The sequence below is a fragment of the Frankia sp. CcI49 genome (assembly GCF_001983215.1).
Taxonomy (GTDB): Bacteria; Actinomycetota; Actinomycetes; order Frankiales; family Frankiaceae; genus Parafrankia; species Parafrankia irregularis.
Genome location: NZ_MOWP01000015.1, coordinates 63,672 through 77,873 on the forward strand (window position 1 = coordinate 63,672; position 14,202 = coordinate 77,873).

The window sequence follows — 14,202 nt, forward strand, 5'->3', positions numbered from 1 at the left end:
GGGGCCGCGCGACCCTGGTCGAGACCGCAAAGCGCGAACTGAGCTCGGCGGTCCGGCACATGAACGCCGCTCGGCGCGTAATGTAGGTACGTACCTACCGGGAGGTGGTTGTGGTGGCCATCGTGTCCTCGCGAGAGTTCAACCGGGACGTGAGCGCCGTCAAGCGTGCCGCCGCCAGTGGCCCTGTGATCATCACTGATCACGGCCGCCCGTCGCACGTCCTGCTGTCGTTCGCCGAGTACCAGAGGCTCACCGGTACCGCTGGCAGTCTGGGGGACGCGTTCGTCCTGGACGAGGAGATCGACTTCGAGCCGGTGCGGCCGAGGGACTCGGTGCGTGAGGTCGACCTGTGAGCTTCCTGCTCGACACCAACGTCATCTCCGAGCTCCGTAAGCCCGCGAAACGCAGGGATCACCGATTCAACGCCTGGGCTGAGACCCTCACCCCGTCGGACACGTTCCTCTCGGTCATCACCCTGCTTGAGCTGCGCGCCGGTATCGAGAACAAGCGGCGGCAGGACGCCCGGCAGGCGGCTGTCCTGGATACCTGGCTGGACCACAGCGTGCTCCCCGCCTACGCGGGCCGGCTGCTCGATGTCGACCAGTCGGTCGCCGACTCGGCGGCGAGGCTCCACGTGCCTGACCGGCGCCCCGCCCATGACGCGCTGATCGCCGCCACGGCGCAGGTCCATGCCCTCGTGCTCGTCACGCGTAACGAGTCCGACTTCGCCCCTATGGGCGTCACGCTCGTCAACCCCTGGACGTCCCAGCCATAGTGCGGTCCTGGTGGCGTCATGGTTGGTGTTCGGCATGGGGACGGAAGGCGGGGTTCGGTTTCGGCGATGGTGCGCGGGCTTGACCTTGACACGATGTCAGGGTGTCCACTCGGTGCGGGAGGTGGTCACGATCAACCCGACAGACGGAACCCCGCGGAGCACCCGGGTGGCCGAGGCGCTGGGCGCCGGGGACGCGGATTGCTGATCGGCGATGTGGCGCGTTGCTCGGGGGTGAACACCCGAATGCTTCGGCTCTACGACGCCCTTGGGCTGGTGCGACCAAACGGTCGCACCGTCGGCGGCTACCGTGAGTACTCCGCCGAGGACATCCGCAGGATCTTCCACGTGGAGAGCCTGCGGTCCCTCGGGCTCTCGCTCAAGCAGGTCGGGGCCGTGCTCGGAGACCCGACCTTCACTCCGTCCGCCCTGGTCAGCGACCTCATCCGGTGGGCCGAGGACCGTCTGGAGCGGGAGCGAGAGCTGCTCCGACGGCTCCGCGCGATCGACGCGTCGCCGCCCACCGGCTGGCAGGGCGTCCTGCGCATCGTCGAGCTTTCGGGACCCTCCGCGCGGGAAGTCCTGCGCCATCTGGCCGACGACAACGACCCTGCTGTGGCCCTCGTCGCTGCGGCTTTCGTCGGAGTTCTCGAAGCCCGCCGCGAGGACTGACGCCTTTTCCGCCGTCGCCTCGAACGCGCGGAATCAATGCGCGGGATACGCGCCGGTGGCATATTGCCGACATTGCGCGCCTCGCCCGTGCCGGTCATGGTTGTCGCCATGTCGGAGGCTTTCTCCTCGTGGAGCCCCTTCGGGGTGGTCAGCCATGTCGTGCTGGCCGGCCCCGCACTCGCGTTGTTCGTCCTGGGGCTGAAACTGATGGCCCTGCGTTTGCGGCTCGTGTTGTGGTTCCGCCTCCGCTGGGGGCCACCCCCGTCGCAGATCGCGCCGCCGGAGCCTTCCATGAACACCGATGGCGGCGAGGGCTCGGAGGCGCGCGAACGGGAGGAGCGGCTGGAGGCGGAACTCGCCCGGCGAAGAGCCGAATGGAGGGACAGTTTCTGGGGACCGGCGGTCGCGGCGACCGTCCTGGACCTGGCGCGCCGGGGCTACCTCCACATCTCGCGGGACGCCCGACATGGTCTGCTGGTCCAGCGGTCAGCCAAACCCGTGGAAAAACCGCTGGCCGGGCACGAGAGCACCGTGCTCGATCTCATCAGCGCGGAGACGGCGACCGGCCCGCTTCCCGCCGACGTCCTGCTCACCGAGGCCCAGCCCGACGGCGAGAAATGGCACGACTGGGTCACGGCCGACGCACTGCACCGGCCACGGCAGTATCAGCGGCTGGTGACGAAGCTCTGGGTGGCATCCGCCCTGTTCGGGCTGACCTACGCGATGATCAACGGTCTGATCGAGGCGGACTTCTGGGTCGCCCCCGAGGTCCGCACCGAGAACACGCTGAACTCGCGCTTTCAGGCCTGGTTCAACGGATTCTTCTGGGGAGCGCTGCTGACCGCGATGGTGACCGGCGTTTTCTACGCCTGGACGAACGGGTGGCGCCGCTCGCTCCACAACGCACAGGTGAAGCGGACAACGAGAGCGATCGACGCCGAACCCGCGCTGGCGACAGCCACCGCGGACGAGATCGAGCGATTCGGGATCGCACTCGTGTACGCCGCCGCGCTCGGCCGCGCTCCCGCCGCGGTCGCTCCCTTCACCCGCGCTGCCGCATCCAGCACAGGATCCTGGACCCCCCGCGGCGGGACGCCCCGGTTCGTCACCATCGACCAGCCATCGCCATCGCCATCGCCATCGCCATCGCCATCGACGTCGATGTCCACGTCGACATCCACCGACGCGGACATCGCTGGTTCCGAGACCCTGGTCGGCCACGTGCTGCGTTCGTGGACCGACTCGTCCGGAATGTGGGTTGCCCTTGACGAAACCGATGGCCGCGGCGACCGGACGCCCGCCCGCCCGATCGGCGGCCTCGTCGGCCCCCTGCCGAGACGCCACACCCGGGTACGCCTGACCCGCCACAGCGGTCAGACCACCTGGGTGGTGAGCACCCTCGAACACGCCCCCGGACCACCGCCGGCCTGGGTGGCACTCCGCGACCTCCTGTCCATGGCCGAACTGGAGCGGCTGCTACCCGGGGGCGAGGTCAGGAGCAACGGCCGGGGGCAATGGGTGATCCGTCATCCGCACGCGCCGACCGTGCTGATCAGGGTCAGCCTGTGGGCTAGCCGGCGCCCGCCGGGCAGGCTCCTGCTGGCGCTGGGCGGCCGGCGCCGCCACCAGCCCACACCCGGCACGGCGGACGTCGCGGGCCGCCACCATGCCCTCGTCCGCGTCGGGGACGTCACCGCTCTCGTGCTGGCCATCGACTGGCACAGGACGGATCGACAGGACACGATCGCCGCCCTGGTCTGGCTCATCGCCGCCCGGCTCGGCGCGCCCGTCGGCGAGCCTCCGCCGGCCCTCTCCGGCCCCTCCGGCCCTGTCGACACCGCCGGCCCCGCGGACACCGAAGAGGATCGGCCGTCGCCGGCCTCGCCTTCGTAGCCGTTCCACCCGGCACTGGTCAGCCGGGCCGCCGGCCGTGACCGGCGGCTGCTCGGAGCAGCGGCATGAGGATGACGTCGACGATGGACCGCAGGGCGGCGTCGGACGGTGTCCCCGTCACGAGTATCTCGTGGCGGACGAGGTCGATTGGGAGTGCCAGCAGACGGCTGGGCAGGTGTGCGTCGCCGAGCTCGCCGCGTTGCCGGGCGTGGTCGACGATCGGCTGGACCAGCTGGGTGCCACGGGCGACCAGCAGCTCCCGCAACGACTCGGCGGCTGAGGGCGGCAGCTCGGCCATCAGAGTGAGCAGCACAGAGCGGTCACTGGCGTCGACGACCGTTCGCACCTGCTCCAGCAGGGCCAGCAGGTCGCCGGCGAGACTCCCGGTGTCGGGCGACACGATTGTCGTCGCGTTCGCTCGAACGGTGGCTGCGGCGACCATCTCGGCCTTGGTCGGCCAGCGGCGGTAGAGCACGGGCTTGCTGGTCTCGGCGCGTGCCGCGACGCCCTCGAAGGTGAGTCCCGCGTACCCGTGCTCGGTGAGCTCGGCGGTGACCGCTTCGAGGATCGCCTGCTCCAGGGCCTCGCCACGTCGTCTGGTTGTCTTCGCCACAGCCCTGTAGGATACGCTACGTTTCTAAATTAAGATACGATCCGTTTCTTATGGAGGCGTCTCATGGCCAGCACTCCACCTGCCGCGCCCGTTGATGACCGCCAGACCGGGTCGGAGACCGCCCCCGCCGTGAGCGCCGCAGCCGCAGCCGCAGCCGCAGCCTCGGTGTCGGTATCGGTACGCAAGATCGTCACGGTTGTCCTTGGGCTGACCGCCCTTCTGGCCGTGCTGCTGCTCGCGTTCGGGCTCCCGGCGTCCAACACCGGTGCGCACGGTGTCCCGATCGGCGTCGTCGCCGACGGCGCCGGGGCGGAGCAGGCCGCGGACCAGCTCCGCGGCTTCACCGTGACCCGGTACGAGACCGCCGCCGCGGCCCGGACCGCGATCCTGCACCGTGACATCTACGGCGCCCTCGACCTCAGCTCGGGTGGCACGGTGCGGGTGCAGGTCGCCTCGGCATCGAGCTACTCCGCCGCCCAGCTGGTTGAGCAGGCGGCCGGCGCCGTGGCCTCGTCGCGGGGGGCGACCACGACGGTCCAGGATGTCCGGCCCTTCCCGGCTGACGACACGCACGGAGCCGGCCTCTCGGCTGGCGCCCTGCCGATGGCGCTGGGTGGCTGGATCGGCGCGGTCGTCATCATGCTCCTCATCCAGACACCGGGCCGCCGCGTCGCCGCTGCTCTCGGCCTCGCGGTTGCGGGCGGTTTCGCGCTCACCGCGGTCATCCGGTTCGTCATCGGGACCTTCGACACCAACTATCTGATCACCTCGACGGGCGCGATGCTCGGGCTGGCCGCCACGGCCATGACCGTCCTCGGGCTGCGCAACCTGCTGGGCGGACTCGGTCTCGGGATCGCCGCCATCGCTCTCGTCGTGCTCGGCAACCCGCTCTCGGGCCTGGCGAGTGCGCCCGAGATGCTGCCGAGGCCCTGGGGTGCCCTCGGCCAGTTCCTTCCGCCGGGGGCAGTCGGCACGCTGCTCCGCGACCTCGCCCTCTTCGACGGCCACGGCAGCACCCGGCCACTTCTGGTCCTGCTCGGCTGGCTCGCGGGCGGCTGCCTGTGCTTCTGGCTCGGTGTGCGCCGCAACCGCGACCAGCTTCAGTCCGAGCACCTCGAGTCCGAGATCGAGGAGGCCATCGGTGAAACCCCCGCCGTCGCATGACGAGCGTCGGCGTTCTCCCGTTTCCGGCCGCTGTCGGCCACGCCGTGCTGCTCCGGCGCCAGGGCCGTTCAGACGCCTCGGGCCATCGCGATCATGCCCTTGAGGGTGAGGCCGGCCCTGGTCCCGCCGTCGCAGAGGATGTCGGTGCCGGTGAGGTAGCCGGGTCGGTCGCCGGCGCAGAAGGCGAGCAGCTCGGCGATCTCGTCGGCCCGGCCGAAGCGCTTGAGGGCGGCGTGGTCGAGGAGCTTCCCGGCGCCGCTGGCCTCCTCGAGCCGGCCCATGGCGGTGTCGAACGAGCCGGGGGAGACGGACAGGATGCGGGCGCCCTTCGCGCCGAACGCCGCGGCCTGGCGCTGGGAGTACCAGATGACGAAGTTCTTGCTGAGCGAGTAGGCCGAGCCGGGGCGTGACGCCTTCGGGCCGCGGCTCGCGGCCGCGAGCAACTTCTGGGTGAACCTCTCGACGTCCACGTCGGCCAGCTTGTAGGCCCGCTTCGGGATGAGGAAGCCGGGGAGCATGTGCCCGGCGATGGAGGCCACGTTGACGAGCGCGAAGCCCTCGCCCGCCACGGCCAGCGCGGCCTGGGTGACGTGGATCGTGCCGAGCGCGTTGATCCGGATGATGGTGTCGGCCGAGCCCATCTGCGGGCTGACGCCGGCGGTGTGCACGACGGCCGTGACCGGTCCCGACTCGCCGGCGCGGGTGAACAGGGCCGTGACCGCGTCCCGGTCGGTGATGTCGCAGGCGACGCCGTCCGCCTCGACACCCAGTTCCTTCAGCTCGGTGACGGCGTCGTCGAGCCGCTGCCCGTTGACGTCGCTGATGACCACACGATGGTCGCGGCCGAGGATTCGGGCGGTCGCGAGCCCCATGCCGCCCGCGCCGCCTGTGATGACAGCGGTCTTCGGCATGGTGTCCTCCGTGTCCTCCGGCGGGCCTTTCGGGCGTCATGTGCGGCCCCGTCCCATTGTCCGGGCGCACGCGCTGCGGGGCGAACGGTCGGCGGGCGTGGACGGTGACGGCGCCGGCGCCGGCGATGGCGATGGCGATGGCGATGGCGACGTGGACGGTGACCCGAGGCCACCAGGCGTCGGGGGATCGTCGCGCCCACGACAGGATCCGGAACCGGCCCGTTCTCGGTGGGCCGACGGTCCGACCCGAAAGGGCGCCACAAAGACAGAGTGACGCTCCGGTGGCCCGGTTCCGTGTCCTGTCAAGCCTGTTAACCCACCGATCGTGCTTCTGTTGGGACTGTCGTGTCACGCGCTGGACAGACCTGCGACGCCGTGTCAGCTGATGGTTGCGGGGAGCGGCACGTAAAGTAATTCGCGTAGCCCGTCACCGAACGGTAACCGGATGGTTTCGGTGTAGGTGGCCGACGCTATCCAGGTCTGCCGAAAGACGGTTATGGAAAACCTCCCGGACGGTGAACGCCGCTGTGGTTCCAGAATATTTGCGGTAGCTCACCAAAGGGGATTGACAAGCGTTGTCGTGTTTCCTTGCGCGGCATCCACCGTGATGTTCTGCCGGATGTCGAAGCAGGCGCGATCGGTTCAGAAGATCTTGTAGTCACCGGGACTGTCCGAAGAGAAGGCGCCGGATCCCCCCGGTGTGGGGGAACCGGGCCGGAGCGCTGAAGGAGTCACTGTGGTCGACGACGGTTCTGCGTCTGGCTGGTCGGCTGTCCGCCCGACCGGACGGCATGGAGGTGCCGAATGCCAAGTCTGAAATTTGTCAATGCCGATGAGACGGTCGAATTCGATGGTTGTGTTGAGCTCATCGAGATGGACGACATCATCACGTTCGGCTGCAGATCCGGCAGGTGTGGAATCTGCGTCGTACGGATCGTGAGCGGCGGCGAGAACCTGTCGCCGCGAACGGCCCGGGAGGAACGGCTCTTCGGGCTCCTCGGCGAAGAGAGCCCGGCGATGCGCCTGGCCTGTCAGAGCAGGGCCTACGGCGACGCCGTCCTGGACGAGATCAACTGAGCGCGCCCCCCGAACCCAGCTTCTACCAGCTTCTACCAGCACCGGGAGTAGTGACATGCAGACCTCGAACCGCCTCACCCACAGTGCCCTGCTGCGCCGCAAGCCGTTCCTTTCCGGCGCCGACAGCGCCCGGGCCAAGCAGGACATCGACGCCTTCCTGGACGCGAAGATCGAGGAGTGGAACGCGACCGTACCGTTCGCGAGACACCTTGAAGGCACCGAAATTCATATGCAGTACTACCGGCAGACGCTGATCGAGCACGCCTGGCGTATCCGGCTGATGCGCACCGCGCAGTCCTACGCACTCCACAAGATCACCCGCGTCAACGCGGAGGCGGCGAAGCTCTACGCCGCCTATCAGGACGAGGAGATGCTGCACGACGTCCTGTTCATGAAGGACGCCGAGAAGGTGGGGCTCTCGGCCGAGGACATCTTCGCGACCGAGCCGAATCTCCACACCCGCCTGCTGGCCGGCTACCTGTACTTCGTCGCGGAGCACGAGAAGGTGCTCGGCGTGATCTGCTACAGCTATCTGGTGGAATACACCACGCAGAAGATCACCCCGAAGCAGATCAAGGCCATGCGCACGTCGCTCGGCAAGGACATGATTGTCGGCCAGGCCGCACACCTGAACACGGACCTCGTCGAGGACCACACCCAGGACATGTGGAACATCCTCAGCCTCTTCGTCGAGAGCGAGCAGGACATCGTCGACATCAAGCGGTACTTCGACGAGATCCAGGAGCTGCTCAGGCAGTTCTTCGTGGACATTTACCAGCGTTTCGGCACCGCCGAGCTCCAGTCGGCCTGACACCGGCGCACAGTCTGATCCCGCCGGGTCGGCGGCCACCCCGCCACACCTGCCACCGACCCGGCCCGCGTCCTCGAGAACGGATTATCGGCATGGCTGGGAATTCTGCCTTTCTCATTCTCGCGCACCAGCTCAAGACCATGGTGCCGCCGCTGGCCGAGGCCCTGCGCCAGCGCGGGATCACCCCCTACGTCCTGTCGTCGCGTCCCGCGCAGGACGCCGGGACGCCGGAATGGCGCTCGCAGGTCGCGGGGCTGCATGTCACCGACGGCCACGCCGTGCGCCAGGCCGACGTCGACGCCGAGCTCGCACGGCTGGCGGCGTCCGGCGTCCGGCTGCTCGGCTGCATCACCGTCTGGGACGCCTACCGGGAGCTGATGGCGTACGCGAACCGCTCGCTCGGCGTCGCTGACCTGACCGAACAGACCGTCCGCGGCCTGCGGGACAAGCTGACGATGCGCGGGCAGCTGCGTGAGCACGGCCTGTCGCAGGTGGCGGCCTGGCCGTTCGACGAGGAGCGCTACGCGGCCCTGGCCGACCCGTCCCGGTACTTCGTCAAGCCGCGCACCGGGTTCGCCTCGCTGGGCGCGCAGCGCGCCGACCGGCTCACCGGTGCCGCCGAGCTGGAGCGGCTCTGGGAACGCGCGGCGAGCGACGTCGCCTACGCCGGCGCCTTCGAGGGCACCCCGTCGTTCCTCATCGAGGAGTTCATCGACGGCGTGGAATGCAGCTTCGAGGTCAGCGTCGAGCGCGGCTCGGCGACGGTGCACGCGGTGCACGAGAAGGTCGACCTGCGTGAGTCCGGGCGGACGGTGCTCGAGAACGCCTGCGCCTGCCCGCCCGTCTCGCTGGACGCCGCGGTGGTCGCGCACGGCGTCGAACACATCGCGCTCGCACTGAAGGCGCTGGGCGTGGACACCGGCGTGCACCATGTCGAGGCCCGGTACACCAGCCGGGGCACCTGGGAGATCGTCGAGGTCAACCTGCGGATCGGCGGCGCGTACATCGTCCCCAGCACGCGGCTGCACAGCGGTGTGGACCTGATGGGCCGGTGGATCGACCTGCTGCTGGGAGACGCCGGCCAGCGGACGGCCGAGCGGTCACCGGCTGGCGAGCCTGCGGGCGACGGCGTGCGCAGGACCTTCTTCCGGGTGTTCTTCGGCGAGCCGGGGCGCCACGTCGCCCGGCTGAGCCGCCGGCCGGGCCGGATCGAGGTCCTGGAGGACAAGGTCTTCGTCCACGAGGGCGACACGCTCCCGCACGTCGATCGGGAGATCTTCGTCGGCCAGGCGCTGTGGGACATCACCGCGCTCGGCCCCGACCTGCCGGCCGACTTCGTCGCCGAGACGGAGTCCTATCTGGAGATCGGCTACCGGCCATGAACATCGTCATCCTGCATCGCATCCCGTTCGCGAAGATCCGCTACGACCTGGCCGTCGACCACGGCCGCCACACCGTGCGCTACCTCAGCGCGACCGGCACCACCGACGGCCTGCCGGCCGGTGCGGGCCGACGTGTCCTGACCACCCCGACCGTGGACGTCGACGCGCTGGCCGCCCAGCACGCCGACTGGCTCGGCAGCGCGGACCGGCTGATCGCCCGCTCCGAATACGACCTGCTGCCGGCGGCGCACCTGCGCGAGAGGTTCGGCATCCCCGGCGACCGGCCGGCCGACATCGCGCCGCTGCGGGACAAGTGGCTGATGCGCACCCGCGCCGCGGCCGCCGGCATCGCGCAGCCCGCGTTCTGGAGCGTCGCGGACTTCCGCCGCAACCCGCCCGCCACCGGTACGTATCTGATCAAGCCGCGCCTGGAGGCGTCCAGCACCGGCATCGAGACCGGTGACGCCCGGCACATCCTCGACCGCCTCGCCGCACGCCCGGCGACGTCCGACACATCCAAGGCGTCGGACATATCGAACACATCCGACATGTCCGATGTGTTCGTCGAGGAGTTCGTGCCCGGCCAGATCTGGCACCTCGACGGCTACCTGCGCCACGGCGTCGTCCGCACCGTGACGAGCAGCGTCTACGTCGGGGACTGCCTGAACTTCGCCCACGGCAGCCCGCTCGGCTCCGCGCAGACCCCGGACGAACCGGAGGCGCTGGCGCTGCTGCGCCGCACCCTGCCCGTCCTCGGCCAGCGCGACGGCGCCTTCCACTTCGAGCTGATCCGGACCGGCGACGGCCGGTTCCTGTTCCTGGAGACGGCGGGCCGGGTCGGCGGCGCCGGCGTCGCGGAGACGTTCGAGCTGCGCACCGGCGTCAACCTCTACCAGGTGGACCTGGCACACCAGCTGTACGGCGACATCGACGAGCCCACCACCCGGCCCTCGGCGCACTGGTACGGCTGGTTCGTCTTCCCGGCGCACCACCGCGCCGAGGGCACCAGCGTCGACTTCGACCCGGGCCGCTTCGCCGGGCGCCTGGTCTCCTACGTGCACAACGACCGCCCCGCGGCCAAGGCCGGCGAGATCAGCTACGCGGCGGCGGCGACACCGCTGTCAGGGGTGGTCCGCGGCAGCGCCGAGGGCCTGCGCGACACGCTCGCCGAGATCTGCACGCAGACATCCGTCCTGGAGCCGGTATGAGCACCGCGTGCTTCGTCCTCACCGGCTACAACAACACCCGCGTCTACGACGTCGCGAAGCTGCGCGACCTGTGCCACCAGGAGTACCGGGCCCGGCTCGTCCTGGTCACGGACCAGCCGAAGCCGCAGGACGCCGCCGCCGCCGACCTCGTGATCGCCGCCCCCCTGAGCCCGCTCGACCAGCTCAACCAGCTCGACCAGCTCAACCAGCTCGACCAGCTCAACCAGCTCGACCAGCCCGGCCGGCCCGGCCTGGACGACGGATCGGATGAGCCGCCGCCGGATGCGGCCGCCGTGGCCGGGCAGGTCGCCGCGCGGCTGGACCGCCACGACCTGCGGCCGATCGGGGTGCTGCCGTTCTCCGACCGGGGCGTTGTGCTGGGGGCGCACCTGGCGGCGCGGTTCGGGCTGCCCGGCGCCGAGCCGGCCCGAGCGGCGCTCGGCCTCGACAAGCATCGGTTCCGTGCGGTCGAGGCCGCGTCCGCCGACCATCCGACCGGCTACACGCCGCTGCGCAGCCTGGTCGTCCACTCGCTGGCCGAGTTCGAGGCCGCCGTCGCACGCTTCGGCGGCACGGCGTTCGTCAAGCCGACCAGCGAGGGCAACAGCCGCGGCTGCCAGCATGTGCCGGACCTCGCCGCCTGCCCGGCCCTGTGGGCGGCCCTGGAGCCCTACCACGACCGTGGCGTGATGGTGGAGACACTGGTGACCGGCGCCCGCGAGTACAGCTGGGACTTCGTCGGCGGCGCGCGCTGGCTGACGGAGAAGCGCACCACCTCGGGCCGGTTCCGCGCCGAGTTTCAGCAGATCGTGCCGGCGCCGCTGGACGAGGTGCAGACCGCCCTGCTCGACCAGGGCGGCGCGCATGTCCGGCAGCTGGTGTCCCCGTCCAACGGGGCGTTCCACACCGAGCTGTTCCTGCTGGAGCAGGGGGTGGCGGCGGTCGAGACCAACCTGCGCCCCGGCGGCATGCACATCTGGGACCTGGCCAGGCTCGCCTTCCCCGGCTTCGATCCCTGGCGGGAATGGCTGCGCTGGTCGACCACGGGTGCGGTGGTGCACAGCCGGCCGCAGGCCCAGGCGGTGAGCGGCATCCGCATGCTGCGCGCGCCGCGGGACGGCGTCGTCGCCTCGGTCCCGGACGTCGCGGCCGTGGCGGACGAGCTCGGCATCCCGCTGCATGACGGGGAGCTCCGCGCGGCGCCCGGGCAGCGGGTGCGCACCGAGATCGCGGACAACGCCGGCTTCGTCGGGCAGATCATCCTGGTCGCCGACGACGCCGCGACGCTGTTGGACCGCCTCGACCGGCTCAGCGAGGCCGTCGAGGAACGGATCGACGTCGACGTCGACGTCGATGGCCGGGCGGGGCGGGGTCATGGGTAGCTGGCGGCTGCGGGTGTTCCTGGGCGCCCGCGTCCTGTCGACGCTGGGCGACCAGGTGCTCCAGTTCGCCGTGCCACTGATCATCTACACCGCGACGGGCAGCGTGTCGCTGGCGGGCCTGGCGTTCCTGGTCGAATGGCTGCCGCGGCTGAGCTCCCTTCCGCTGGCCGGGGTGCTGTCCGACCGGTTCGGCGGACGTCGGGTCTACGCGGCCAGCGACAGCATCCGGGCGGTGGCCTGCCTGCTCACCGCGCTGGCGCTGGCCAGCTGGCCGGGGCATGCCTTCGGGCTGACCGCGGCGCTCATGGCGCTGTGCGCGTTCTGCTACGCCCAGACGTTCATCGCGCTCGAGTCGACCATCCCGCAGCTGGTGCCGCAGAAGGACCTGGCGAAGGCCCAGAGCGTGCTGCAGATCATCAACAGCGGGTCCGGGGTCTTCGGACCGGCCCTGGGCGGGCTGATGCTGCTCTGGGTGTCCCCGACGCGGCTGCTGTGGGTGAGCGGGGTGGCGTTCGCGGTGGGTGCGTGCGGTGTCGCCGCGCTGCGCGGCCTCGGCGCACCGGCCACACCGGCCACGGCCGCGCGGGCCACGGCCGCACCAGCCGTGCCAGCCGCGGGCGGACCGGTCGCGGGTGGACGGGCCGCGGGCGTGCCGGTGGACGCGCGGCGCAGTGTGCTCGGCGACCTGCGGGTCGGCGTCCGCAGCCTGGCCGGGGCGCCGATCCTGCTGTCCCTGGTCGGGCTGACGATGGTCGCCAACCTGATGGTGGGTCTCGCCGTGGCCACCGGAGCACCCCTGACCGTCGGGCATTTCCACCAGCGCGACGCGGTCTTCGCGACGCTGCAGATCACGGTCGGGGTGTTCTCGATCGTCACCCTGGCGTCGATGACGTGGCTGTTGCGGCGCCTGTCCGTCTACCGGATCGGCGTGCTGTCGTTCCTGGTCAGCGTCGCCGGGGTGGTTCTCATCGGGGTCGCGCCGCTGTTCCCGCTGTATGTGCTCGGCTATGGCCTGTGCCTCGGCATGACCGGGCTGTTCAACGTCTTCATCCGGGTCGAGCGGCTGCACTGGATCGCCCCGGCCGAACGGGGCCGCGTCATCAGCCTGATCGTGCTGCTGAACCAGAGCACACTGCCCCTGGCCGGTGGGCTGGTCGCGCTGGTCGGCGCGGTGCTGCCGGTGCAGGTGCTGTTCCTCGCCGTCGCGGTGCTGGCCTGGCCCGCCTATGCGCTGCTGTTGCGCCCGCTGGGCGCGCAGGCCATGACGGCCCGCCCGGCCGCCCCGGCCGTACCGGTGCGCGTACCGGTGGCGAGGTGACGCGTCCTGCCGAGGGTCTCCTCCGCGCCGACCCACCACCGCCCGCGGTCCTGCGGGCGGAGGCGCCATCAGCGAGGGCCGGGCTCGCCTCCGTCTTCACATTTCCTATCGCCTCGGACGCGGGACAGCGCCGTGGTCTGCGGAACGATCCCAGGCATCGTCCGGGGCGGGCGGCTGGGCGGGAACCTCGACGGTCTCGCGGGCCGCGATCGGGTCCTGGGGAAGGGCTGCCCCGCCGCCGGTCACCTGGCCGCCGGTCACCTGGCCGCCGGTCACCTGGCCGCCGGTCACCTCGCCGGTGGTCACGAGCCGGCGGCGGTGAAGGAGCCGCCGGCCAGCGAGCGCGGCCCCGACCCCGAGCACCACAACCCCGCCCAGCGTGGCCAGCGACGCGGCCAGGCCAAGCGGGCCGATGACCCCGTCGGACCGGTCGTCCCGGTGCGCGGCGTCGGTGGCGGCGGCGGACGGCAGCACGTCGGAGTCGGCCGCGCAGACGACCGGTCTGTCCGCGTCCTCGAGTGCGACGCAGGAGACCACCGCCAGCCGGAGCTGGTTGGGCGGTACCTGTCCCACCTTCAGCGAAGCGACGAACGTGGACGTCTGCCCTCGCGGTATGTCGGCCTGCCAGACGACGCTGTCGTCGACGGCGGCATCGCCGTCGGCCGAGTCGACGCGGGTTCCCGGCGGCAGGGACAGGGTGACGACCAGATCCTCTGCGTCGGTGGTGCCGAGGTTGCGGATCGTGGTGGTGTAGGTCCGCCGGTCGCCATCCCTGACGGCGGTACTGCCGTCGTCGACCGTGATCGTCAGGCTCGGGCCGCTCTGTCGCTGGTCGGGCGTTGCGGCGGCGGCCGTCGCGGCCAGCGCCCCGGAGGGCATGAGGACGGACGCGGCGACGGCGAGCGCTCCCGCACCCAGTGCGCCGAGGAGGCGGGCCGCGACGGGCGGCGGCACGCCGGGTGGGGACGTGCTGGGGGAAACGGTGGGGGAAGCGGCCAT

General features: G+C 70.8%; 13 protein-coding genes and 1 pseudogene. 11 read left to right on the plus strand and 3 right to left on the minus strand.

Annotated elements, in window-relative coordinates:
• Positions 1 to 104 precede the first annotated feature (104 nt).
• From CcI49_RS13715 to CcI49_RS13730, 4 genes and pseudogenes are all read left to right on the plus strand, one after another.
• Complete coding sequence (locus CcI49_RS13715) at positions 105 to 353, plus strand: type II toxin-antitoxin system Phd/YefM family antitoxin (protein ID WP_054569500.1); 249 nt, start codon at positions 105 to 107, stop codon at positions 351 to 353.
• A complete protein-coding gene (locus CcI49_RS13720; RefSeq protein WP_076826968.1) occupies positions 350 to 775 on the plus strand; it encodes a type II toxin-antitoxin system VapC family toxin in 426 nt (141 codons plus the stop codon). Before CcI49_RS13715 ends, CcI49_RS13720 begins: the two co-directional genes overlap by 4 nt.
• 198 nt (positions 776 to 973) lie before the next feature.
• A pseudogene (locus CcI49_RS44440) lies at positions 974 to 1,330 on the plus strand (MerR family transcriptional regulator); the annotation flags it as partial.
• A 222-nt stretch (positions 1,331 to 1,552) separates the two neighbouring features.
• Positions 1,553 to 3,337: a DUF2207 domain-containing protein gene (locus CcI49_RS13730; RefSeq protein ID WP_241840051.1), complete on the plus strand. Its 1,785-nt coding sequence runs from the start codon at positions 1,553 to 1,555 to the stop codon at positions 3,335 to 3,337.
• A 19-nt stretch (positions 3,338 to 3,356) separates the two neighbouring features.
• Here CcI49_RS13730 and CcI49_RS13735 read toward each other — a convergent pair whose 3' ends face one another.
• Complete coding sequence (locus tag CcI49_RS13735; RefSeq protein ID WP_054569498.1) at positions 3,357 to 3,950, minus strand: TetR/AcrR family transcriptional regulator; 594 nt, start codon at positions 3,948 to 3,950, stop codon at positions 3,357 to 3,359.
• A 63-nt stretch (positions 3,951 to 4,013) separates the two neighbouring features.
• On the opposite strand from CcI49_RS13735, the gene CcI49_RS13740 reads away from it, so the two are divergent.
• On the plus strand, positions 4,014 to 5,114 hold the full coding sequence (locus CcI49_RS13740) for a hypothetical protein (RefSeq protein WP_076826969.1): 1,101 nt from the start codon (positions 4,014 to 4,016) through the stop codon (positions 5,112 to 5,114).
• A gap of 68 nt (positions 5,115 to 5,182) precedes the next feature.
• On the opposite strand, the gene CcI49_RS13745 is transcribed toward CcI49_RS13740, so the two are convergent.
• Complete coding sequence (locus CcI49_RS13745) at positions 5,183 to 6,025, minus strand: SDR family oxidoreductase (protein WP_076826972.1); 843 nt, start codon at positions 6,023 to 6,025, stop codon at positions 5,183 to 5,185.
• Between the two features lie 873 nt (positions 6,026 to 6,898).
• Here CcI49_RS13745 and CcI49_RS13755 point away from each other — a divergent pair.
• From CcI49_RS13755 to CcI49_RS13780, 6 genes are all read left to right on the plus strand, one after another.
• Positions 6,899 to 7,102 (plus strand): 2Fe-2S iron-sulfur cluster-binding protein, encoded by a 204-nt coding sequence (locus tag CcI49_RS13755; protein ID WP_235498268.1) that lies wholly within the window; start codon positions 6,899 to 6,901, stop codon positions 7,100 to 7,102.
• Between the two features lie 55 nt (positions 7,103 to 7,157).
• Positions 7,158 to 7,913, plus strand: coding sequence for an iron-containing redox enzyme family protein (locus tag CcI49_RS13760; protein WP_054569496.1), 756 nt, complete (start codon positions 7,158 to 7,160; stop codon positions 7,911 to 7,913).
• Positions 7,914 to 8,005: 92 nt separating this feature from the next.
• Entirely contained in the window at positions 8,006 to 9,295 is a 1,290-nt protein-coding gene (locus CcI49_RS13765) for an ATP-grasp domain-containing protein (protein WP_054569495.1), read from the plus strand.
• A complete protein-coding gene (locus CcI49_RS13770) occupies positions 9,292 to 10,503 on the plus strand; it encodes a hypothetical protein (protein WP_076826977.1) in 1,212 nt (403 codons plus the stop codon). Before CcI49_RS13765 ends, CcI49_RS13770 begins: the two co-directional genes overlap by 4 nt.
• A complete protein-coding gene (locus CcI49_RS13775; protein WP_076826979.1) occupies positions 10,500 to 11,885 on the plus strand; it encodes a biotin carboxylase in 1,386 nt (461 codons plus the stop codon). Before CcI49_RS13770 ends, CcI49_RS13775 begins: the two co-directional genes overlap by 4 nt.
• Complete coding sequence (locus CcI49_RS13780) at positions 11,878 to 13,203, plus strand: MFS transporter (protein ID WP_054569647.1); 1,326 nt, start codon at positions 11,878 to 11,880, stop codon at positions 13,201 to 13,203. The genes CcI49_RS13775 and CcI49_RS13780 overlap by 8 nt, the downstream gene beginning before the upstream one ends.
• Before the next feature lie 105 nt (positions 13,204 to 13,308).
• On the opposite strand, the gene CcI49_RS13785 is transcribed toward CcI49_RS13780, so the two are convergent.
• Positions 13,309 to 14,202, minus strand: a complete 894-nt coding sequence (locus tag CcI49_RS13785) for a DUF11 domain-containing protein (protein WP_083749495.1) — start codon at positions 14,200 to 14,202, stop codon at positions 13,309 to 13,311.